The 23,569-nt window shown below is 41.8% G+C and carries 20 protein-coding genes and 1 tRNA gene; 6 read left to right on the forward strand and 15 right to left on the reverse strand.

Annotated features, from left to right (window positions below; translation table 11 throughout):
• Positions 1 to 108: 108 nt before the first annotated feature.
• The gene (locus tag M1P97_RS14375) at positions 109 to 1,128 is read right to left on the reverse strand and encodes a FecR family protein (protein ID WP_249389446.1); all 1,020 of its coding nucleotides are present in this window, start codon (positions 1,126 to 1,128) and stop codon (positions 109 to 111) included.
• Positions 1,129 to 1,263: 135 nt separating this feature from the next.
• Here M1P97_RS14375 and M1P97_RS14380 point away from each other — a divergent pair, with 135 nt between their 5' ends.
• The 3 genes from M1P97_RS14380 to M1P97_RS14390 all read left to right on the forward strand — a co-directional run bounded on the left by M1P97_RS14380 (position 1,264) and on the right by M1P97_RS14390 (position 3,092).
• Complete coding sequence (locus tag M1P97_RS14380; protein WP_249389447.1) at positions 1,264 to 1,833, forward strand: RNA polymerase sigma-70 factor; 570 nt, start codon at positions 1,264 to 1,266, stop codon at positions 1,831 to 1,833.
• Between the two features lie 85 nt (positions 1,834 to 1,918).
• Entirely contained in the window at positions 1,919 to 2,983 is a 1,065-nt protein-coding gene (gene aroB / locus M1P97_RS14385) for a 3-dehydroquinate synthase (RefSeq protein ID WP_249389448.1), read from the forward strand.
• 35 nt (positions 2,984 to 3,018) lie between these two features.
• Positions 3,019 to 3,092, forward strand: a tRNA-Pro gene (locus tag M1P97_RS14390).
• 54 nt (positions 3,093 to 3,146) lie between these two features.
• Here the strand turns inward: M1P97_RS14390 and M1P97_RS14395 are convergent.
• Together M1P97_RS14395 and M1P97_RS26385 are read right to left on the reverse strand one after the other, a co-directional pair.
• Positions 3,147 to 3,428, reverse strand: coding sequence for an HU family DNA-binding protein (locus M1P97_RS14395; protein ID WP_195372457.1), 282 nt, complete (start codon positions 3,426 to 3,428; stop codon positions 3,147 to 3,149).
• A 28-nt stretch (positions 3,429 to 3,456) separates the two neighbouring features.
• The gene (locus M1P97_RS26385) at positions 3,457 to 4,347 is read right to left on the reverse strand and encodes a helix-turn-helix domain-containing protein (RefSeq protein ID WP_195372458.1); all 891 of its coding nucleotides are present in this window, start codon (positions 4,345 to 4,347) and stop codon (positions 3,457 to 3,459) included.
• A gap of 501 nt (positions 4,348 to 4,848) precedes the next feature.
• Between M1P97_RS26385 and M1P97_RS14405 the strand changes: the two genes are divergently transcribed.
• Positions 4,849 to 5,121: a hypothetical protein gene (locus tag M1P97_RS14405; RefSeq protein ID WP_195372459.1), complete on the forward strand. Its 273-nt coding sequence runs from the start codon at positions 4,849 to 4,851 to the stop codon at positions 5,119 to 5,121.
• A gap of 72 nt (positions 5,122 to 5,193) precedes the next feature.
• Here M1P97_RS14405 and M1P97_RS14410 read toward each other — a convergent pair whose 3' ends face one another.
• Positions 5,194 to 5,583 carry a response regulator gene (locus M1P97_RS14410; RefSeq protein ID WP_195372460.1) on the reverse strand — a complete coding sequence of 130 codons (390 nt, stop codon included), beginning with the start codon at positions 5,581 to 5,583 and terminating at the stop codon, positions 5,194 to 5,196.
• 195 nt (positions 5,584 to 5,778) lie between these two features.
• Positions 5,779 to 7,578: a 30S ribosomal protein S1 gene (rpsA, locus tag M1P97_RS14415; protein ID WP_075559015.1), complete on the reverse strand. Its 1,800-nt coding sequence runs from the start codon at positions 7,576 to 7,578 to the stop codon at positions 5,779 to 5,781.
• A gap of 355 nt (positions 7,579 to 7,933) precedes the next feature.
• On the opposite strand from rpsA, the gene M1P97_RS14420 reads away from it, so the two are divergent.
• Complete coding sequence (locus tag M1P97_RS14420; RefSeq protein WP_249389449.1) at positions 7,934 to 9,943, forward strand: tetratricopeptide repeat-containing sensor histidine kinase; 2,010 nt, start codon at positions 7,934 to 7,936, stop codon at positions 9,941 to 9,943.
• Here M1P97_RS14420 and M1P97_RS14425 read toward each other — a convergent pair.
• Positions 9,915 to 10,280: a hypothetical protein gene (locus tag M1P97_RS14425; protein ID WP_249389450.1), complete on the reverse strand. Its 366-nt coding sequence runs from the start codon at positions 10,278 to 10,280 to the stop codon at positions 9,915 to 9,917. The two genes, M1P97_RS14420 and M1P97_RS14425, sit on opposite strands and share 29 nt — an antisense overlap.
• Positions 10,281 to 10,282: 2 nt before the next feature.
• Positions 10,283 to 10,840, reverse strand: a complete 558-nt coding sequence (locus M1P97_RS14430; RefSeq protein ID WP_195372463.1) for an RNA polymerase sigma factor — start codon at positions 10,838 to 10,840, stop codon at positions 10,283 to 10,285.
• A gap of 160 nt (positions 10,841 to 11,000) precedes the next feature.
• Between M1P97_RS14430 and M1P97_RS14435 the strand changes: the two genes are divergently transcribed.
• Positions 11,001 to 11,390, forward strand: a complete 390-nt coding sequence (locus tag M1P97_RS14435; RefSeq protein ID WP_195372464.1) for a DUF6249 domain-containing protein — start codon at positions 11,001 to 11,003, stop codon at positions 11,388 to 11,390.
• A 54-nt stretch (positions 11,391 to 11,444) separates the two neighbouring features.
• On the opposite strand, the gene M1P97_RS14440 is transcribed toward M1P97_RS14435, so the two are convergent.
• The 8 genes from M1P97_RS14440 to M1P97_RS14475 all read right to left on the reverse strand — a co-directional run bounded on the left by M1P97_RS14440 (position 11,445) and on the right by M1P97_RS14475 (position 23,344).
• Complete coding sequence (locus tag M1P97_RS14440; protein WP_195372465.1) at positions 11,445 to 12,086, reverse strand: carbohydrate-binding family 9-like protein; 642 nt, start codon at positions 12,084 to 12,086, stop codon at positions 11,445 to 11,447.
• 1 nt (position 12,087) lies between these two features.
• Positions 12,088 to 12,747 (reverse strand): LysE family translocator, encoded by a 660-nt coding sequence (locus M1P97_RS14445; RefSeq protein ID WP_195372466.1) that lies wholly within the window; start codon positions 12,745 to 12,747, stop codon positions 12,088 to 12,090.
• Between the two features lie 133 nt (positions 12,748 to 12,880).
• Positions 12,881 to 14,431, reverse strand: coding sequence for a sulfatase family protein (locus M1P97_RS14450; protein ID WP_249389451.1), 1,551 nt, complete (start codon positions 14,429 to 14,431; stop codon positions 12,881 to 12,883).
• A 106-nt stretch (positions 14,432 to 14,537) separates the two neighbouring features.
• Positions 14,538 to 16,499 (reverse strand): alpha-L-fucosidase, encoded by a 1,962-nt coding sequence (locus M1P97_RS14455; protein WP_249389452.1) that lies wholly within the window; start codon positions 16,497 to 16,499, stop codon positions 14,538 to 14,540.
• Between the two features lie 72 nt (positions 16,500 to 16,571).
• A complete protein-coding gene (locus M1P97_RS14460; protein WP_249389453.1) occupies positions 16,572 to 18,191 on the reverse strand; it encodes a RagB/SusD family nutrient uptake outer membrane protein in 1,620 nt (539 codons plus the stop codon).
• A 5-nt stretch (positions 18,192 to 18,196) separates the two neighbouring features.
• Entirely contained in the window at positions 18,197 to 21,484 is a 3,288-nt protein-coding gene (locus tag M1P97_RS14465; RefSeq protein ID WP_249389454.1) for a TonB-dependent receptor, read from the reverse strand.
• A 182-nt stretch (positions 21,485 to 21,666) separates the two neighbouring features.
• On the reverse strand, positions 21,667 to 22,671 hold the full coding sequence (locus tag M1P97_RS14470) for a FecR family protein (protein ID WP_249389455.1): 1,005 nt from the start codon (positions 22,669 to 22,671) through the stop codon (positions 21,667 to 21,669).
• A 109-nt stretch (positions 22,672 to 22,780) separates the two neighbouring features.
• Entirely contained in the window at positions 22,781 to 23,344 is a 564-nt protein-coding gene (locus M1P97_RS14475; RefSeq protein WP_249389456.1) for an RNA polymerase sigma-70 factor, read from the reverse strand.
• Positions 23,345 to 23,569 lie beyond the last annotated feature (225 nt).

The following is a 23,569-nucleotide window of genomic DNA, read 5'->3' on the forward strand; positions in this document are numbered from 1 at the left end:
GGTCGTTTTTTTCCACACGGATAAATATTGGCGTATTTATTCGTGTGTTTTTTGTTTTAAGGATCTCTTATTCTCATGATAGCATTTGGATTTTAGGGTTAGACATTATTAATATAGTTCTACCCGGCTTTTGATGATTTCTCCATCTTGATCGAGTTGGTAATCCATTTTATAACGTATACCGGATGATCGTTTGAAATGCTCCAACACACGTTCGATCTGCTGATTGGTGAAAACACCGGTGAAAGAATATTTATAAAAAGCGGGATTTTTTATTATGAACTCTACGTTAAACCGTTTGCTCAGTATCCATAAGATCTCGGAGAGGGTAGTCTCTTTTAAAATAATCTGACCATTCTTCCAGGCAATATCTTTGGGTACATATGCTTCGCGGACTTCGGGCTGCATGGTTTTCTTATTGTAGTGAACCTGCTCGTTAGGTTCTATTTTTATAGTATGGGATATATCGTTTTCGGTTTTATAACTAAACTCAACGGAACCTTCGATAAGTGTTGTTGCTATGAAACCGTTGCTATCGTATGCATCCATATTGAATTTGGTGCCTAATACATTAACAGAAGAATTTCCCGAGTGGACGATAAAAGGCTTTTTGGCGTTGCCTATTACTTCGAAATAGGCTTCACCGTCGAGCGTTACTTCACGGGTATTACCGGAAAATGTGTTTGGGTATTTAAGATAAGAAGAGGAGTTAAGCCATACTTTTGTGCCGTCGGGCAATATGGTCGAACCGATCATTCCTGGCGTCATACGGGTTTCCAGGTAAAAAACAGGAACTTCCTCCCTGGGTTGTAACAGCAGAAAACCGGATAAACCGAGCAAAGGCAACAGTAAGATTACGGCAGCCCTTTGAACAAAGAGATACAATTTCCGGAATTGTTTTTCTTTTATCCGTTTATTGACCTTTTCCAGTGCTTTCAGTGGAGCGGAACGTTTCACAAACTGCAAAGATGTAGTAGCTAATAAGAGTTCATAATAATCCTCTGCAACCTTTCGGTTCTCTTCCGAGGCTTCGATCCACTCTTCAACTTCGATCTGTTTCTGACCGGTTAATTCACTGTTCATATATCGAAACAAATCCAGTTCATTTATCTCTTTTTCCTGCTTCATTTTTGTGTTCTTTCTAATATGACAGTTCAGGAATGAAAGTTCCTAAACAAAATTGGTAGATTGGTTCTTTTTTTTTAATTTTGTTTTACAGATGCAAAGTGCCTACCTGTTATAACCGGATTATGATAAAGATAAATGAATCATACTACAAAAGATGAAAGACTGTTTGAATCTCTTCAACTGGGAGATAAGAAAGCCTTTAATACTTTTTTTCTAAGGTATTATCCTGTTTTGTGTGCTTATGCAACACAGTTTGTCGGGGTTAATGATGCGGAAGAAATTATACAGGATATGATGGTTGGGATATGGGAGCGTAGAAAGGACATCGTGGTTGAATCTTCTTTGAATGGTTATCTTTTCCGCGCTGTACGGAATAAATGTTACAATCATATTGATAAGTTTCGTTTGCATGAACAGGTGCATTCACTCATTGCCAGCAAATGGCAGTTACAGTTTGAAGATCCTGATTTTTATGTGGTGGAAGAATTGAGCCGGAAAATTGAAGAGGCGTTGGAAAAGCTCCCGCAAACATACCGGGAAGCTTTTGTGTTGAACCGGATTGACGGCAAGACCTATAATGAAATAGCGGCAGAATTAAACATGTCTGCCAAAACGGTCGATTACCGCATCCAGCAAGCCCTTAAAAGTCTTCGTGTTGAATTAAAAGATTATCTTCCGCTATTACTGATCTTGACCGGGAATTAAGATAATGTAGTTATTACGAACCTTCCTCTTTGATAATCGGATTACAAATAATACCTTTGTAACCAAGAAGCAAAAAGATAAAAATATGGCTGATCAAAAAGTAGTGATTAGTAAGGATCTGAAAGCAGATTTGCAGGAATTCCTTACTTCATTGAATTACGATAAATTGTTTGTTCTCACAGATACGAATACACAGGAAAAGTGCTACCCGTTAGTTCAGGATGTTCCAGCCCTCAAGGATGCTCCGGTTATTACTGTAGATGCCGGTGATACGCATAAGGGTTTGGATGCTTTATCGAATATCTGGATGCGTTTATCCAACGAAGGGGCTTCCCGCAATTCACTGTTGGTGAACCTGGGGGGGGGGATGATTACCGATATGGGTGGTTTCGCAGGTGCAACTTTTAAACGGGGATTGAAAACGGTCAATATCCCTACGACACTCATGGCATCCGTGGATGCTGCCGTAGGCGGAAAAACGGGTATCAACTTCAATGGACTGAAGAATGAGATCGGTTCTTTCTATCCTCCTGAATGTGTGTTTATCGACTGTGAATTCCTGCGTACGCTGGATCGTGACAACCTCTTGTCCGGTTATGCGGAGATGATTAAACATGCACTGATCAGTTCGATGGATACCTATGCAACGGTGATGTTGTTTGATCTCGACCAGAAGATGGATTATGCTTTTCTGAATAAGATGGTGGCTCAATCAGTCGCTGTAAAAGAACGTATTGTGGCGGAAGATCCGAAAGAGCATGGTATCCGTAAGGCATTGAACTTCGGACATACGATCGGGCATGCTTATGAAAGCCTGTCATTTAAGAAGAATCGTCCTTTGCTGCATGGTCATGCGGTGGCTGCCGGTATCGTGAGCGAGTTATATCTTTCTCATAAACTTTGCGGTTTTCCGTCTGCCAACCTGAGCCAGGTCATTCAGTATATCAAAGAATATTATCCTCCTTTCATCTTTGATTGTAAGGATTATGAAACATTATATGAACTGATGACGCATGATAAGAAGAATGAGGGTGGTATAATAAACTTTACTTTGCTCTCTAAAATAGGTGAAGTTCAGATAAATCAGCAGGTGACAAAAGAAAAAATATTGGAGTCGTTAGATTTTTACCGCGAAAGTTTTGGTGTGTAAAGGAAAAATCTTACCTTTGCAGCCGTAAATAAAAACGGGATGTAGCTCAGCCCGGTAGAGTACGCGTCTGGGGGGCGTGTGGTCGCAGGTTCAAATCCTGTCATCCCGACACAGCTGAGTAAAAAAGGGATTAAGTTGAAAAACTTAATCCTTTTTTTGTGCCTTATTCAGTTCTGTTCATCCGTTCGATTAACTGTGAAGCGCATTTGAAATGGACGATGGTACGCGGTGTAAGCTGAATGACATCGCCGTTTCTAGGGTTTCGTGCCGGACGGCTTGATTGTAAACGAGGTTTAAATGATCCAAAGCCCGGAATGAATAAGCGCTCACCAGCTTTAGTCTGCTCTACGACCATATCTGTAAAAGCATCAAGTATCGTCGTAATGTCTTTCTTGCTAATCTCTGTTCTCTCTGTTAATTCATTAATAAGTTGACTTTTGTTCATCGCTTTTTTTATTTAGTTAGAAATTTGTTTATAAGTTCTTTTCTAATTTGCTTTTCCTGTATTCTAAAGGAGACATACCTGTATGTTTCCGGAAAAATCTTCCCAAAGAAGATTGATTGGCGAAATTTGTTCTTAATACGATCTCCTGTATATTTAATGAAGAATCTCTCAGTAAGGCCTTGACCTCTAAAATGATATATTCCAATATCCAGTCTTTGGCCGATTTACCGCTCACTGCTTTGATTATCGTTGTCAGATACTTAGGAGTAATGCACAACTTATCTGCATAGAAAGAGACTTCCCTGTTCTCTTTGTAATGCGTCATAATCAGGGAAAAGAATTTATCTGCTAATTCTTTTTTGTGAGAATCCATTGTTGGCATATACGGTAATGAGTCTATCTTATAACTGTTATAAAGATCCAGATAGAGAATACGTAATATATGAATGGCAGTTTCTCTCGGATATAAATTTGACGGTGACCGGGCCTTTTTGCATATCAGGTTATAATAATTGCCGAAATTTGTCGACTCGTTATCTGTCAATTTATAATGGAAATGACTTCGCATATAAAAGAAGAAATGAGGAGAAAACCTGCAGATTCCGCTTAATATATCATTGAACAACGACCGTGAAATGGAGAATGCACTTATAGTAAAGTTTTTACTTATTTCATATAAAGAGATAAGTTGACCAGGGAGAAGTATTATCAGTTCGTTTTTCTCCAACAAGTGCTCATATGTATGAACTTTGATCCTGGCATTGCCTTCGGAACAAATCATAACCATCCCGAATTCTATGTATGAAGGATACGGGGTTATAGGAATCTCTTTGACATCCTCATAGAATATTAAATCGTTATTTATGGAATTTACGGTGTCATTATTTCCTACGTATATTCTGTTTTCATTTAAAGACATCACCCTATAATTATATTTGTGTATAAAATTAAGATATCGTTCTTAATGATATTCAGACTGTGGAAGTATGGTATGACAATGAAGAAATATAGTACGTCTCTTTGCATTTTTTGTTATTGACAGTACCCGATTGAACCATATAAACCAACTTTTATGGGTATTTGTTCATTGTCTGCTCTTTAAAAAATGTTGTTGTCTCTTTTGAATGCTGCCATTTTCTTCTCTAGGTTTGTTTTGTATAGTATCTGTTTTTGCCTGGGAGGTTTTTTACTTCTGCGTATTGTGGGAACAAAAACCGACACCTTATTTGAAGTGTAAAAAGACAGAAGAAGTTTGTCTAATGGAAAGATTTTGATGAAAGTTTGAAATTAAAGGCATCAAATGGTGGAAAAATAAGAAGATGTTTGTATATTTAAAGCTGTAAAGAATCAGCAAGCATAACAAACTTGTCTGCTTAGTGGTTATTAATAAAAAGCAAGTATAACTTTAAAGTCAAACATCATGGGAAAGAATCAATTAATTCACAGTAATGAGTTACATCTCATTGAAAAAGCTGAAATTCACAATGCAGCTAAAAAAATGGTAGAGTCATTAAATCTTGCCGCAGGTTCGACAGGAGGTTTTGATATTTATAAAGTAGTAGAAGTTTATTTTACTGATCTGGAAAAGAGGCATGAAGTGAATCTGCTTTTAGGTATTCAGGAAGATTGTGCTTATTATGGTGCTAAAGAACAGGCAGCAGAATGTGCGAAAGCCGAAGCTGCCAATGAATAACTAAGGCTGCAATACAAAAATAGAAAGGAGATACTTGTAGAAAGCATCTCCTTTTTTATTTTCTCTTTAATCTTACCAAGTCAAAGTGGGCAGAAAGCTAGACAAAGTCGCTTTTAACTCTTTGATGTTGATCGGTTTCGTTATGAATCCGTTGCTTCCGGCCTGACGTGCCGACTCCATATCGTTTTCAAAGGCATAAGCCGATTGCATGATAACCGGGATTTCCGTATCGAATTTACGGATTTCTTTCAGGGCGTCTATGCCATTCATTTCGGGCATCTTAATATCCATAAGTATCAGGTCGGCATGTTGTTCCTTATAGATATTCAACAACTCTTTTCCAGTTTTAGCATGCAAAATATTACAATGCCTTTTCAGGATTGTTTTCAGTAATAAGAAATTACTTTCTTCATCTTCTGCGATGAGAATCGTTATGCTTTTGTTTGATATATTTTCGTCCATGATCTTAATATTGGAGTAACATCAACAAATTTCAGCATTTAATTTAAGATACGCAAACAATAAGGCTTAAATATTTATGAATATCAACAATTGTAGAAGATTGTCCTGAGAAGTGGGACGGATAGGGTATGAATGTAAAAAAAGGAGCCACTTCAACAAGTGGCTCCTCTTATAATTATATGCCAGTGAAACTGATTATTTACCAGAAAGTTTTTCTTTCAAAGCAGCCAGTTCTTCAATGTCACCCAGTGTGGTTTTTTCAACCGGACCGGTTACCATTGCTGAACCTTCATCTTCTTTCTTGTTACGTTTAGCTGCCGGTTTTTTGTCGCCTGCAGGTGCGTCTTTCTTAGCGCCCTTCTGTTCATCTTCGAAGATGCGGCTATGAGAAAGGATGATACGTTTTGCTTCTTTGTTGAATTCGATTACCTTGAACTGCAGTTTTTCGTCAACAACAGCCTGAGAGCCGTCTTCTTTTACCAGGTGTTTCGGAGTTGCGAAACCTTCTACACCGTAAGGCAGAGAAACTACAGCGCCCTTATCCAGTACTTCGATGATTGTTCCTTCGTGGATTGAACCTACTGTAAAGATAGTTTCAAATACATCCCAAGGATTTTCTTCCAGTTGTTTGTGACCTAAGCTCAAACGACGGTTTTCCTTGTCGATTTCCAGAACCTGAACTTCGATTTCTGCACCGATCTGAGTGAATTCGCTCGGGTGTTTGATCTTCTTAGTCCAAGAAAGGTCAGAGATGTGGATCAGTCCGTCTACGCCTTCTTCGATTTCTACAAATACACCGAAGTTAGTGAAGTTGCGTACTTTAGCAGTGTGGCGTGAACCAACCGGGAAGCGAGATTCGATATCTTCCCATGGGTCAGCTTTCAGCTGTTTGATACCCAGAGACATCTTACGTTCGTCACGATCCAAAGTCAGGATAACTGCTTCGATTTCGTCACCAACCTTCATGAAGTCCTGAGCAGAACGCAGGTGCTGAGTCCAGCTCATTTCTGATACGTGGATCAAACCTTCTACGCCCGGAGCGATTTCGATGAATGCACCGTAGTCAGCCATAACAACCACTTTACCTTTTACTTTGTCACCAACTTTCAGGTTAGTATCCAAAGCATCCCAAGGATGCGGAGTCAATTGTTTCAAGCCAAGAGCGATACGTTTCTTTTCATCATCGAAGTCAAGGATAACAACATTGATCTTCTGATCAAGCTGAACGATTTCTTCCGGATGAGAAACACGGCCCCAAGAAAGGTCTGTGATGTGGATCAAACCGTCTACGCCACCCAGGTCGATGAATACACCGTAAGAAGTGATGTTTTTAACAGTTCCTTCCAGAACCTGTCCTTTTTCCAGTCTGGAGATAATGTCTTTCTTCTGTGCTTCAAGCTCTGCTTCGATAAGAGCTTTGTGAGATACAACAACGTTTTTGAATTCCTGGTTGATCTTCACGATCTTGAATTCCATTGTCTTACCTACGAATACGTCATAGTCGCGGATAGGTTTAACGTCGATCTGAGAACCCGGTAAGAATGCTTCGATACCGAATACGTCAACGATCATACCGCCCTTAGTACGACATTTGATGTAACCTTTGATAATTTCGTCTTTTTCAAGAGCTTCGTTAACACGATCCCAAGAGCGTGTAGCGCGAGCTTTCTTGTGAGAAAGGATCAACTGTCCTTTTTTGTCTTCCTGGTTTTCGATGTATACTTCTACTTCGTCACCAATTTTCAGATCCGGATTGTAACGGAATTCCGCCATTGATACAACACCGTCTGATTTGAAACCGATGTTAACTACAACTTCACGTTTGTTCATTGCAGTAACGGTTCCCATAACGACTTCCTTATCCTTTACAGTGTTCAGGGTTTCGTCATACGTTTTTACAAGGTCGTCCTTGCTTACGTCACCGTAAGATTCGCCCATTTCATAGGCGTCCCAGTTGAAATCGTCAACCGGCTGAATGTTCTTTAAATTTTCCATTCTCTAATTGTTAATACTTAAGTTTGTTTTAATTAGTAAGTTAGACATTATGTTGTCATCTCTCAAAAATCGGGGCAAAGGTAACTCTTTTTTTCTGATAGACAATAGTTTTGCTCTGGAAAATACGTTTCTATACCTCTTGTTTTCTTTTGTCGGGGCAATACAGCTTCGCGTATCTGTCCTTCAGGTCGTTTTTTGTTTTTTATTGAATAGAATGTATTGATTATTAATCGATTTCGGTAAAATCCATTATCTTTGCGGCTTATTACACCAGATTATGTATAAAGGTCGTTTTCGCCTCGAACTAAAACAGAGTCTTTTCTGTGTTTTTTGTATACTTTGTATATTTATATGTATGAAGTCTACAGCAGTAAACCGTACTACCCGTCTGGATAGCCTGAAAACAGTCCTGTCTTCAGAACCGGCACCGGATGTCACTATTAAAACATTAAAAGAATTAGCCCACTTGTACCGGCAAGAACCGGAAGAAGTTGTTTTTCTGCATCGGCTATTGGATATTGGAAACCGGGTTGATTCTGTGCAGACCGTATATGCTGCAGCTGCCAATCTATCGCGTTACTATTATGATGCCAACCAGTCGGATAGCGTAGTTTATTGGGCTAAATATATCGATTCGATAGGAAAGAGCCGGCAAGAACTTCCTGATGGTTTGTTCGATGCTTACAGTTATGTCTGTCTGGATCATTTATGGATGGAGAACTATGAACTGGCGATGAATGAAGCCATTCGCCTTTATAATCAGGCCTGTGGCAAGAATCATGTCTACGGGCAGATTCGTTGTAGTGAGAATCTGGGGCATATTTACCAAGCTATACGGCGTGACAGTGATGCCGTTGCCGTTTTTCAGGCGGCACTTGATAAACAGGAGGAGATCGGAGAGAAGCTGACATTCAGTATTCGCCTGGTCTCTTACCAGTTGGAATCGCTCCTGCGTATCAATAAACTGGATAGTGCGGAAATATTACTGTCCCAATACAGGGAATTGTTGGACAGACAGGAAAAGGTGAACAGGGAGACAGGTGCTATTTACCCGGTAGATCGTTATCGTTGGATCATGCATTCCTTTTATGCGGAACTTTACCTGAAAAAGAAAGATCTTGTAAAATCGCGGCATTCTCTTGATTGCGCTGCTTCGTATGTCGGAAAAGAGACAATAGGCAACGATTTTGCCGTATTTGCATATCTTTATATACAGGCCCGTTATAACAAAGAGATCGGTAATTATACAGTAGCCCATAAATATATCGACAAACTGCTGGAAAACTGGAAGACACCCGATTGTTTGCAATTGAAAGCGGATATCTTATCGGAGGCAGGAGATTCACTGAATGCTATTCAGGCTTATAAGGATGTCATATCGGAAACGTCCAAGATCAATAATGAAGCTTTTACCCGGCAGATCAATCAGCTTCGTACCCTGTATGATCTGAATGATAAAGAAATGCAGGAGAAAGAGTTGGAAATAAGCCGGATGAATGTGAATATAAAAGAGCATCAGCTGGTTATATCCATGTCGGTTTCCATTATTTTGTTGCTGATATTATATATCCTTTATGTTTCGTTGCGCCGTACCCGCCGGCTGAAGAATGAGTTGCAGAAAGAGAAAGATGCTTTGATCGAATCGGAGAAAAATCTGCGCATAGCAAAAGATAAAGCGGAAGAGGCGAGTTTGGCTAAAACAACTTTCATAGCCAATATCAGTCACGAAGTGCGGACACCCTTGAATGCGATCGTCGGTTTTGCCGGCCTGTTATCCGACTCCTCTTGCACGGAGGAAGAAAGGGGAGAGTATTCGTCTATTATCAGTAATAATACCGAACTGTTGTTGAATCTGGTGAATGATGTCTTATGCCTTTCACAGATTGAAGCAGGGAACCTGAGTTTTTCCATTTCGCCTGTCTATCTGGTTGATTGTTGCCGGAATTCGATTGAAACCATCCGTCACCGGGTAACTGAGGGTGTCTCTTTGACTTTTACTCCTGAAGATACTTCTTTACAATTGAATACTGACCCTTTGCGTTTGCAGCAATTACTGGTGAATCTGTTGATCAATGCCGCCAAGTTCACGGAAACGGGAAAAATAAATCTTTCTTTCCGTTTTGACCGGGAAAGGAACGTTGTTGATCTGATCGTCACGGATACCGGATGTGGAATACCTGCTGATAAGGTGAAACTAATATTTAAACGGTTTGAAAAAATTGACGAGTATAAACAAGGAACTGGCCTGGGATTATCGATTTGCCAGATTATAGCAGAGGCTTTGGGCGGATCAATCCGTGTTGATTCGAGCTACACACAAGGTGCCCGGTTTATTTTTACTCACCCTTATGAAATGCCTTCCTGAGTTTATAATCGAGAAATAAGAGTATCAGCGTCAGTATGCCGATATGGAAATAGAAACTAAAGGCTGAGAAGTCGATCTTTGGCCATGTTATTTGTGGCCATGTTATTTCGGGAAGTCCCATATAATAAAAAATGGAAGCGATAGCCATCCCCAGTATCCCTAGCGAAGCTGCAATAACTGCTGCCAGCCCCAACCATTCGTTGCGCTTTTTGATTCTGACCGTTTCACGGGTAATCTGCTGCATAACGTTCAGTCGGAAGGATACCGGCAATTCCTCTTCCGGCATTTGCCTGAACAGACTTTCCAGTATATCCGCGCTCTTTTTATTATCCTCCATATTTATTTATCCTCCATTCCTTTGATTAATACAAATAACTTTTTCCGTATGCGGTGTAGTTTCACTTTGATGTTGGATGTACTGAGACCGGTAATAACCGTCAGTTCGTCCACTGTCTTTTCCTTCATATAAAAAAGCAGGATTAATGCTCTTTCATCCGGAGGAAGCAGTGTAAGGGCAGCCTCCAGTTTATCGAGTTGCTCTGTCACTGTTGTACATCCTAACAACTCGCCTACCTCTTCTTCCGATACATTGCTGATCTGTGATTCTTCGATAGCAACGAATTCCTGTTTCTTTTTACGTAGTTCCGATATAGCCGTGTTGTAGGCAATACGATAAATCCAGGTAGAGAAGCTGCAATCGGCTTTGAACGACGGCAAGTTACGAAAAACTTTCATAAATACATCCTGCGCCAGCTCTTCCGCATCTTCCTTATTACGTATCATTTTAAGGATTAACGAATGAACCGGACGGCTGTATCTATCCAGAAGGCAGGCAAAACAACCTGTATCTCCGGCGGCTACTCTTTCTATATAATATGCGTCGCTATACAACTCCATCCTACCTTATGGACGCAAGTTCGGTAATTTGGTTACAACTTACAACTATAAAAACACGAAATAAATCATTTATGTATTTTATCTTCTCTAACTGTAACCTTTTCAGCCAGGCTGCGTCAAACTAATAGACGAATTAATAAAACATTTAATATTTACTGCTATGATGAATTTTATTATGGTTCCGCTTATTATCGGAATAATTTGTGCCGGTATTTATGGCTTGTTCGAGTTGTTTGTACGGAAAAAAGAGAGATTAGCTATTATTGAGAAGATCGGAGATAAGCTGGATCCTTCTGCTTTTGATGCTAAAATCGGTTTACCCCGTTTGACTACTAATTTTTCTTTTAGTTCATTGAAAACGGGTTGTCTGCTGATGGGGATTGGTTTGGGTATATTGTTTGGATTCTTCTTGTCGTTATCTACAAATGCGTATGATGATTACGAAATGCAAAGTGCTGTATATGGGGCTTCCGTCCTGTTATTCGGCGGACTTGGATTGATCATCGCCTTTGTTTTAGAATTGAAACTTTCGAAAGACAAAAATAAATAAATCGGAAGCTTTGTAAAAGAAAGGGTGAAGTTGCCAACTTCACCCTTCTTTGTCTTATAAATAGATCTCCCCGAAGAACTCGGGACGATGGAAGTCCGGTGTCGGAACATCAATCGGATTCCAGCTTACAAAATGGGGAAACTCTGTATCATCAGCACATTTGTAGAAATTGCCGAGTATCTTTTCCGGAAGATTTTCCGGATCGAGGCCCATTAACTGAAAAGGGATGGCTACAACCAACTCCCAGGAGTGTACTCCCAACTTTTCCGTGAATGGTTTATTTTCCAGTGATGAATACCTGCGGATAGAAGCATATTCGTCGGAGGTCAGCGATCGTTTGATCTCACGTGATTGCCGACGGGCTGCATCACAGGTTCCGATACAGTTGAATTCAAAATTCATGTAGTTGTGATCTTCTACCGTCTTCATAAAAAACTCCACACAACTATCGGTGTAAACAGGAGAGCCATCTACATTATGAAGTGCTTTTAATGAATTGCCTTTCACAAAATAACGAATGTATAAATTGATGTCTGATCGTGCAATATCAAAGGCTACGATCGGTTTGTAAGGGTATTCCTCCCAATTGATTACGTCGATATACTCTCTGTGCGCTTTGCTTTCCAGCAAATATCCTGCGGATGATAAATCCAATACATCCAAGGTTACTAAATACGGTACTTTAAGCTTCTTCATGTTAATTATAGATTTGGAGTAACGGCAAATGGAAATATGAGGTGAGGAGAACTGACAATACTCCTACAATAGCCAAAATAATAATGACTGTACCTACAATCCGATTTAACAACCATATTCCTCGTACATTAAACCACTTTTTTAATTTAGCAACTATATATGTGATACCGAACCACCATAGAACGGCACCTAAACCAATACATGCGATCCCTCCTAACAACATCCAGACGGAATGATCCGGCAACACAAATCCAAAGCGTGCAAATAGACCTATATACAGAAGCACGATCAAAACGTTGCTAAAGGTAAGAAGAAAAGCTGTAATAAAATCCTGTGTGAACGATAACTTTTTTTCACGTTGCTTTTTTAAGTTTTTTACAGGATTGGATTGGTATATATAGTAACCGAAAAGACCTAAGACAATACTTCCCATTAATTGGAGAGGGGCCTGGTTGGCTTCCACGAAATTGACGACAACCCCCATTCCCAGGCAGGTGAGAGCTGCATATATGACATCCGATAAAGCTGCTCCCAGACCGGTTACCAGTCCGTGCCAGCGTCCTTTGTTCAATGTTCTTTGTATACACAACATACCTATCGGTCCCATCGGAGCCGATACGAGTATGCCTATCACAATTCCTTTACTAATAAGTCCCAGCATTATCCTTTTATTTTCTGCCCAATAGTTTGCAAAGATAATGTCTATTCGCTGATAAAAAAAGGTAAAAACATAAAAATGGCCTGGAACTTTTGCTCCAGGCCATTGAGTTATAATAGAAATACTTTGTTTTAGTTTATTGTGGCTTAACAGTATTCTGTCGTACGCCTTTCAGTATAGATTGTAATTGATAGACAGTTTCCGGATATTTTAATGCCAGGTTTTCCTGTTCTCCTACTTTTGTCATATCATATAGCTGAGGAGTCTTGGAATAACCGGTCTCGATTTTCGGTCCCCAGGGTACCATGTTCGGTCCGTCGCTGGTTTCGATATATTTCCAGTCTTTTGTACGTACTGACAATGTATGATCGGATGCTTGTTCGATCACCCAGGGACGCTCGGTATTGTCTGTGCCCAGTAAAGTTCCCAGATAATTGTAACTATCGGGAGCGGCTCCCTTGGGAAGAACCGAACCAGTCAATGCAGCCAGTGATGCAAACCAGTCGACCTGCGACATTAAGGCGTCTGATACTTTACCTTTTTTTATTTCTTTCGGCCAACTGATAATGGCAGGAATGCGGGTTCCGGCTTCGAATGCACTGTATTTGCCTCCACGTAGCGGACCACCCGGTTTGTGATCGCCCAGCAATTCTTCTGCCTGGTCTGCATAACCATCATCCACAACCGGACCGTTGTCGCTGGAAAGGATGATCAATGTGTTCTCTCTCAATCCCAGTCTGTCCAGTTCATCCAGAATCTGTCCGACACTCCAGTCGAATTGTACGATGGCATCGCCTCTCAACCCCATTGCGTTTTTACCTCTGAAGCGGTCGTGTGGGAAACGGGGTACATGTACGTCGTTTGTGGCGAAATACATAAAGAATGGTTTGTCCTTGTTTGCTTTGATGAAATCGAGGGCATGTGTCGTGATAGAGTCTGCCAGATTCTCATCTTTCCACAATGCTTTGCCGCCACCTTTCATATAGCCGATACGTCCGATGCCGTTCACGATAGCCATATCGTGACCGTGGCTGTGTTTCAGGTTATATAGAAGTTCCGGATGATCTTTTCCCAACGGTTCGCCTTCGAAAGGTTTCTCGTAGCTTACTTCGATCGGTGCGGAAGGGTCGTAATTGGCCACTTTACCGTTTTCTATAAAGACACAGGGAACGCGATCGGCTGTAGCAGCCATAATATAAGAATAGTCGAATCCCAAATCTCCTAAAGCGGCGGGTAGCGGGGCATTCCAGTCCTGTTGGGCTGTCTTGTCTCCCAATCCCAGATGCCATTTGCCTAATGCTGCCGTTGTATAGCCTGCATTTTTGAACATATCTGCAATGGTATAACGTTCCGGACGGATAATCATTCCGGCATTACCGGCTGCGATGTCTGTTCCCGGCCTGCGCCATGCATATTCTCCGGTAAGCAGGGAATAACGGGAAGGGGTACTGGTTGCAGCTGTTGCGTGTGCATTCGTGAAACGGATACCGCTGTTTGCCAGTTTGTTTACGTTAGGTGTTTGCACGCGGGTTGCTCCGTAACATTCCAGGTCGCCGTAACCGAGGTCGTCGGCATAGATAAAGATGACATTCGGCATTTGTGGAGTAGGCTGCCCCTGTTGGGCTTTCAATAGGTTAGGGATAAACAGAGTGCCCAATCCAAGCCCGATCAATAAGTTTGATTTCATGATATTTAATATCTCAGGTGAATAATAATAAATTCAGATTACAAATATCTGTTTTTTATCTGATAAAAACAATTTACCGTTTGATAACGTCGCGGTAGCAATGCTTTTATTGATAAAATATAAGCCCGGGAATCGAAATGGTATCGGAAGTCACTTTTAGTATTTCCATTTTTACGAATTTCGTTTTGTGTCCATCAAAAGGAATAAACTGTTCTACCGGATTGTTAACGATGTTTCCGAAACGTCCCTGTATAACGGGTTTTCCCCAGTTTTGCCCGTCATTACTGAAGTAGAGGGCATACTCCTCGATGTGTCCTGCATGTTCAGTTTTATCAGGGAGATATGAGAAGCCTTTCAGTATATATTCCTGGTTATTGAAATTAAAAAGAAATTTGGCCGGAAGTTTTCGTATGATTCCTTTGAAACAAGCGGACTCATTATTGTCTACCAGATATTGCAGAGGCGTATCCTGTACATAGATGCCGGAAGAGCTAATGATCCAATTGTTGTCTGTCAACGCTTTCCGGTCATTTATTCTTTCCGTTTCTTTCGGAATGGGAGCCAGATAATACATGGATATGTTACTTAAAGAAACAGATACTCTGCTATTTAGGATACGAATACGGAACTGATCGGTTTCGACCGGTTCTTTCAGCCGGATCATTTTGCGGAAACCGATGGTTGTACTGGTTGCAACTTCCTTCCATTCTCCTTCGATCAAAGCATCTATGGCAAAAGACTCTACTCTTTGCCCGTAATCACGGATGTTCTCCTGTAGTTTGATGACATTGATCGGGGCGGCAACTTTCAGTTCGATCCTGACTTCGGCTTGTGTTACTCCGTCCGGTGTTTGCCAGGAGGTAAAAGGATCATTGTCGGTCAAGACGTTTTTATCTGAAGAGTTATCCCAACCTGAGACAGGAACGGTTTTAGCCCCCAACGCATAGTCCGTCTGCTTCATGGCTGCAATTATTTTACCGAAGTCGATCAGCCGTGTTGCATCTTTTCGGGGGATGCGGCCTGTTTTATCCGGTGAGAGGTTAGGTAGGAGGTTGGAGTTTTGACCAACGGTAGAGAAATAGCTGTTTACGAGATACTCCAGTGATTTGGTTGTTTGGTCATCGTTCGAGTTATAGAACCAACCTTTACGCAGAGGTAAGCCTCCCCGCGAGGGATACCATACCAGTCGTTTTTTATTCATTAATTCATCTATACTCCCCAGGTTTTTGGCCGTGGAAGCGTGCCCTTTGATCTCTCCGCCGAACAATACATTTTCATCGTCGATCCCCTGAATGCTCCATTCCGTTTCGCGTCCCTGTCCGGCTTCGTTGCCTACCCAGCGTATGTCAGGTGCTGCACCGGATAACAATACATCCGGCTGAAGTTCGCGCGCTCTTTTAAAGATACGTTCCCAGGCAAAATTCATTTCTTTACCGCTGGTTTTGCTGTTTACGCCGGCGCCATCGAACCAGAGAAGATAGATGGGGCCATAATTCGTTAACAATTCTTCCAGCTGATGGATATAATAATCATTGTATGCCTCTGTACCATAAGTATCTTCATGCATATCCCAGGGGGAGAGGTAGAGGCAGAGTTTCATATCATATTTTTTACAGGCGTCGGCCACTTCTTTTACCATATCTCCTTGTCCGTTGCGCCAGGGAGAATGGGCTACAGTATGGTCGGTGTATTTACTGGGCCATACACAAAAACCGTCATGATGTTTAGTAACCAGGATAACGCCGGTGATCCCTGCTTCTTTGAATGTCTTAACCCATTCCTCTGCATCCAGTTGATCCGGATTGAAGATAGAAGGATCTTCTTTTCCTGTTCCCCATTCCGCTCCGGTGAAAGTGTTCATCCCGATATGGATGAAACCTAACATTTCCCGCTGCTGGTAATCCAGTTGGCGGTAAGAGGGACGGACTTCGGTTGCCAGTTTGATGACATCTTCCCGGGATGCATTAGCGGGTACGGAGAAGGATTTTCCTTCTTGTTTTTGAAGAGGAGTGCCGGAAGTACATGCACCAAAAAAAAAGAATAAAGATAATAGATATAAGTAATTCATATAGCGTGTTTTAATTTGAAAACCGGAGAAAGGGGGAATTCCCCGAACTTTTCTCCGGTTTTGTTTGATTAATTATCTCAGATTAGGATTGATATCCTGTTCCGATTGTGGAATCGGCCATTTATAGTCTTGTTGACGGAAATTCCATTTATTTACATACCAGCGGCCATAAGGATCCTGAGATCCATCCCCGTCCACTTTTTGGGCACCGGGGAATGGGGCTCCGTAGAATTTACCTTGAAGAACTTCATGCGCAACGCCCCAACGAAGCAGATCCCAGTAACGAACGCCTTCCATCGCCAATTCCACGCGACGTTCGTTGCGTAAAAGGGGACGCAGTTTATCTGCATTTGTTTCCGTGATCGGAGGCATATTGACGGATGCACGTTGTCTGACTGCATTGATTGTTTTGTCGAGAAGTTCCGTTGTAATCGTTTCTCCTCCTTCCAGTTTCGCTTCCAGATAACTTAGCAATACTTCAGCATAACGGATAACAGGAATATTAGGGCCGTATGTCCCGATATTTCCGTTATAGGTTTCATCAAAGTACTTTCTCATCATAAATCCGGTCTGGGTCGTTTGTCCTCCCTGTGTTTTGTCGGGACTGTCCGAGTCGGGATGTGAGATGTATGTGCTTCCCTTGAATGTCGCACCGTCGTAGAAGATCGTATAGTCCAGGCGGGGATCTCTGTTCTCGCCCAGATTTTTAGGATTGTACAAAGGACTATCGTAGCTGAAAGGCGTACCGTCCTTGAACTGATAAGCTTCGAATAAACTTCCCAGGGGATTGATCAGACACCATCCTCTGTCTTTCACCGGATATGCATGCTGGCATATACCGCAACCTGCCATATCGGTCAGGTACTGCATTCCGATAATAATCTCTGCGCTGTTTTTATTTGCAGGATAGAATACCGATTGATAATCTGCTTCGATAATATTCTCTCCTATGTTAATGATTTGCTCGAAGGCGGCTGCGGCTTCTTTATATTGTTTGTCTGCCAAAAGCGTTCTACCCAGGAATGCATAAGCCGCCTGTTGGGAAGCCCGGCCGGTTTCAGAAGCCTGCAGATCTTTCCAGTGTGGAAGATCAGGAATACTTTCTGTTAACTCCCGGGTAATAAAGGCAACGATTTCAGCTTTAGTCTGTTTTGTAACGACATTTGCTTCATCCTTGGTCAGTACTTTAGTTACCAAAGGCACATCCTGGAAATATTGTGCCAGATAGAAGTATTGCACAGCTCTCAAAAAGCGTGCTTCTGCCTTGAAGCGATTTACGACTTCCTCACTGGCCGGAACTTTATCGATCCCTTCCAGAAAACGGTTGCAACGGGCTATCTTGGTATATGAGTTAGACCAATAGGAGGCTATAAATGAATTGTTGGGAAGTAGAGAACCATTGACCATTTTCATGAAATTGGAATTCGTTCCTCTACGGTCATATGCATTGTCGGATGCAAATTCAAGGAATATTAATCCTCCGTAAGACCACCAGTCCATAGGGTTCATCTCGTTCGCATTGAAAGTGATGTTACCTTTATAAATACCGGTTAATGCAATCAGGGCATTTTCTTCACTGCTCCAGAAAGTTTCTTCGGAGAACTGATCCAGCGGTGTGCGTTCCAAATCGCAGGAGGTGTTCAGTAGGATAGCTGAAATGATATAATATATGATAAATCTACTACGTTTCATCTTTGTTAGAATTTGAGGTTAATACCAAATGTGTAGGTCGCAAGGATCGGGTAATAGTTCCCTTCTGTATTGATTTCAGGATCCCATCCTTCCCTATATTTATTCCAGGTACATGGATTTTCGGCTGTAACATATAGACGTAATCTGGATATGCCGGCCTTTTTCAGAATAGATCCGGGAAGCGTATAGCCTACCTGTACTGTTTTCAGACGGAGATAGGATGCGTCGAGCAGCCAGAAGTCGGATACTTCCATGTTCTGTTCCTGTACGTTTCTGACAGACTGTAAACGAGGATAGTCCGGATACCGTTGCGGGTTGGCCGGATCGAAGCGGCCGTCTGCCTGCCAGCGTTGGATATTCCCTTCTCCGCAGAGCGCCCAGCCTGAGAAACCGGAAAGCAACCCTTTTACACCGGCTACACCTTGCAGTTGAACCTGTATGTCAAATCCTTTATATTCGGCTCCCAAGTTCAGTCCGAATGTATATTTGGGAATACGGGAACCCAGATATACACGGTCGTAATTCGGATCGACCACTCCGTCGGGTTTACCGTCCGGCCCGCTGATATCTTTAAAGCGGATGTCGCCGGCCTGCGAATTCGGATTGACTTTTGTCTGGTCTGCCCATTCACCGACTTCTTTATCCGTCAGGAAGACTCCATCGGTTTTATAACCGTAATACATATCTATCGGATAGTTAATGAATAGATTGCTACCATTACCGACCATGCCATTCAGCTGTTCTACATTGCCGACACCTAAACTCATTACCTTGTTATTGATGATACTGAAATTTCCATTGATGTTGTAAGATAATTCACCTATTTGATTACGGTGTCCGATCTCAAACTCCCAACCTGTATTTTTCAGCTTACCGGTGTTCATCTCTGAGATCTTTTGTCCTAATACGCTGGATATGCTACCGCTGGGCTTATACAGAATATCATAAGTCTTGCGATAGAAATAGCTGGCATTGAAACTTAATTGTCCGTTCCAGAATACACTTTCGAAACCGGCATCCACAGTCTGTGTCTCTTCCCATTTGATCGTAGGGTCGGTGGCTGTCGTTACAGCCGCCCCCAGAGCGTAATTGTCTCCGAAAGGATAGTTCTGTCCCAGTTCAAATACGGTTTGGTAAGGATAGTTTCCGATATTCTGGTTACCCAATATACCCCATGATGCTTTTAGCTTTAAATTATTGATCCAGTCCAGATCTTCGTTTTCCTTGAAGAACGACTCTTCCGATATTCTCCAACCTGCGGCAACAGAAGGGAAGAAACCATACTTGTTATCTTTGGGAAAACGGGAAGAACCGTCGTATCTGATGGTAGACTCCAGTAAATACCTCTCATCGAAGTTGTAGCGCAGTCTTCCGAATAAAGATTGGATCGCCCAGTCGTTGCCACCGCCTGAACTTTTTTGATTATCCGGTGAACCGGCATTCAGATAAGGTAGATCGTTTCCGGGGAATTTATCGCGTTCTCCGATTAATGTCCGATAGGCTTCTTCTTCCCAGGAGTAACCGATAAGTACGCCCAGGCTATGTTTGTCTATCTGTTTACTGTAATCGGCAGTGGCCTGAAATGTTTTGTAGATCGTTTTCCGCATTTCGTGCTTTAAGGTAGACGGGCCGATTGTCTGGTTGGCCAACTGGCGGGTCGCATTATAAGTCCGTTGTTCCAGATTCTTGTAGTTAAAACCGCCGATGGCAGATAACTTCAGGTTTTTGATCGGACTGTAATCGACTCTTATTTGTGCATTTACCTTGAAATCGGGCTCTTCAAAGAATGAATTGCTGTATAATACACTTGGCGGCGTTCCTTCTGATTTACCTCCTAAGCCCAGTTCTCCGTTTGAAAGGAATGTAGGCCATAACCCCGGCATACGAACGGCGCTGGATACAATATCCAACATTTTTCCTGTCGGTTCGTTGCGGGTTGCATAGGTTCCTGCTAACCGGGTCGTGATGGTTAGGTTAGGAAGAATATCCGTGATCAGGTTTAAGCGGGTATTGTATCGTTCATAATTATTTTTCTTGATCAGACCGTCCTGATGAAGATAACCGAACGATAGCATGTACCGGTTGCTGGAAGTTCCTCCGTTTAGTGTCAGGTCATGACCGGTCTGTATACCGTTTCTGCTGAACACCTCATCCAGATAATTGGCATTGGCATAATTATCCGGATCGCTGCCGTCTCTGAATTTTTGTATTTCAGCCTGTGTATAATACTCTTTGCCGTCAGCTTCGTTTAATAATGAAGCATATTCCCAGGAGTTCACGAATTTAGGTAATGCGGTTGCTTTGTTCATTCCGACATACCCGTTATAGCTAATCGATATTTTCCCTTCTTTTCCGGTCTTGGTCGTGACTAAAATAACACCGTTGGCTGCCCGGGCTCCATAAATAGCGGCTGTGGATGCATCTTTTAGGACAGAAATGCTTTCTACATCTTCCGAATTGATATCATTCAGATCGCCCGGAATACCATCGATCAGAACCAAAGCGTCTGCTTTCGCGGTATTGTTTTCATCATTACTGAAAGAAGCAACCCCTCTGATACGTATTTGCCCGCTGCTGTTACCCGGTCGTCCCGAACGTTGGATAACGGTGACTCCTGCCATTTGTCCCGCCAATGCATTCGACAACATCGGGGTAGAGCGGTTGGCTAGCTTCTCACTGCTTACCTGGGCGATCGAACCGATCACATTAACCCTCTTTTCCGTACCGTATCCTACAACTACAACTTCGTCAAGAGTTTGTGTGTCTTCAGTCAGTTGGATATTGTAGACCGTGTTGTTGTTAATGGTAATCGTTTTTGACAGATAACCGATGTAGGAAATCTGTAATTTGCTGTCTGCCGGAACATCTAAGGAGAAGTGACCATCCAGATCGGTAATTGTTCCTGAGGAAGTACCTTCCACTACAACATTTGCCCCGATGATCGGCAAGCCGCTTCCGTCGACAATCGTTCCTGTTATCTTTTTAGGACTATTGCCGGATGATTGTTTTTGGGGTTGTTCAACGGGGACGATAATGATATGCTTGTCCTCGAACCGGAAAGAGAACCCACTGTCCTGAAGTAAATCAGTGAAAATAGAAGATAGATTTTCATTATCAAAGTTCTTATCTACTTTCTTGTTGATATTCAGTTTCGTTTGATTGTAAGCAATGCTAAGCCCTGTCTGCTTTTCAATTTCCTCGAATGCCGTCAGTAATGTCTTGTTTTTTGCAGCAATTGATATTCGTTGGCCTTGCGCCCAGCCTATGTTGATGGTAAATAGGCACAATAGCATAAAGATTAACAATTTACGTAATTTTAAGAGCGGATATATGCTCTCCTGATAGTTTATTTTCATATTTTTGTCAATTAAATCAATGAATACTAAATTTAAGATTTCTAAGATCGATGAATGTTGTTTGTTGATTTCGGGGGTCCGGAAAAGGTGTCGCAATTTTCTCCGGTCCCTTTTTTCTGTTATTTAGCTCCTTTCTTTTTGAGTGAATGAATCGTAATTATATTGTCTTCTATCTGATAAGTCAATCCGCCGGCAGTCAGTGTCAGGATCTTCATCACCGTATCTATATCTTCATGTCCGCGAAACTTTATTGTGTATAGATCCGGGGTGAACAAGCGTGCGTTTATTACAAACTGCACAGCATATTCCCGTTGTAAAGTAGCCAGTATTTCTTTCAGCGGCTGGTTCATAAAGTTCAGTTCTCCTTTAGTCCAACCGGAATAATTGGCTGCGTTGATCATTCTTTTCTCAAATGCCCCGGTTCGATAGTTATATTCCAACTGTTCGTTGGGGGATAAGATAAAGAAGTTTTCATCTTCTGTTGTTTTATCTACTTTCACAGCTCCGTTTTCAAGCGTTGTAATGATCTTATCGCTTTCGATATAAGCCTGTACATTGAATTTCGTTCCGAGTGCCTGCACCTTTATGTAGTTGGTTTTTACTATAAAGGGATGTTCTTTGTCTTTTTGGACAGTAAAGTTTGCCTCTCCCGATAAATAGATAGAGCGTGTGTTCCCCTTAAATTTCTTAGGATATATAAGGATACTACCAGAATTGACGTTTGCCTTGGAGCCATCTGGTAATATCAATTCCTTTTTTTCTCCATCCGGAACGAAGCATTGTACCAACTCCGTTTCGGTAGTGTATTTCTGTATGTATAAATAAGAACCGACAATCGATAACAAAGGTATGATCAGGATGGCCGCTGCCCGTGCTATCGTTCTGGTTATCCTGTGCAGGCGCTTTTCCTGCCGGGCGTTTTTAATTTTCCTCCGCGTTTCCTTAAATGATTGGTAGGTGCTCTGGTCTGCCGCCAACGGGTATTCGTTCCAAAGAGAAAAAAGAACCTCCTCTTTTTCCTTTTGTTTGGAAGGAGTGATCAGCCATTTCCATATATTGTTCCGGAGTTCGGGATCAAATGTATGGTTGACCAGATTATGTAGTATTTTATATGTTTTTGACATGTGTGTATATTTCCTGTTTTGTATATAAGATACGTGAGGCGCGAAGTACACACAGTCGAAAATGAATTTTTTTCAAAAATAATTTTAATCTTCCTGTGTTCGTCGGGGATCAGAGGAAAGCAAGGATGAAGAAGCCTATGATTTTGCGGATATCGGCTAGTGCTAGTGTCAGGTGATTTTCAACAGTCCGCTTGCTGATGGATAGGCGTGTTGCGATCTCATCGTTGGATAGTCCGTCCACACGGCTCATCCGGTAGATTTGTTTTCGTTGAGGCGGCATCTTTTCAACAGCGACTGAAATCAGGAATTCCAGTTCTTTGGCGTATAGTTCTTCCTCTATGCTGTCATTTTCGCCGGAAACAAATGCGGCATGTTCTGTTTGTTGCAGGTAATCTTTGAATAATAGAGAGCGTTCGATATGGCGGAAGACTGTATTCTTCGCTATACGGAATAAGTATGCATTCAGGTTCTCGATATTCGTGAGCCGTTCCCTGTTCTGCCACATGGATACGAATATATCCTGGGAAATATCTTCAGCCTCTTCCTCGTTTTGCAGGATTCCGCTAATGAATCCTTTAATTCGTGGAAAGTAGTGTAGGAACAATGACTCGAATGCCTGTTCATCGCCCCTGCTGACTGCTTCTATGTATCCCTTTTCGGTGGTGAAATCCATTAATAGATAGATTTATTATCTCCTTATTCAGTTGCAAAGATAAAGATCGTTTATTATTAAAAGGAAAAAAAATTATAAAACTACTATCTTATCTCTGGCAAGTTGGCGCCCTGCCGTTTTCATGTAGCGCATGGAAACCTTATTTATAAGACTAAATCGCGGCAGTATATTAAAATAATAGTATCTTTGCAACGCTATACATAACTCAAGGGAAGGAACCTTCCG

It is taken from the genome of Parabacteroides leei (genome assembly GCF_023369805.1).
GTDB lineage: Bacteria > Bacteroidota > Bacteroidia > Bacteroidales > Tannerellaceae > Parabacteroides > Parabacteroides leei.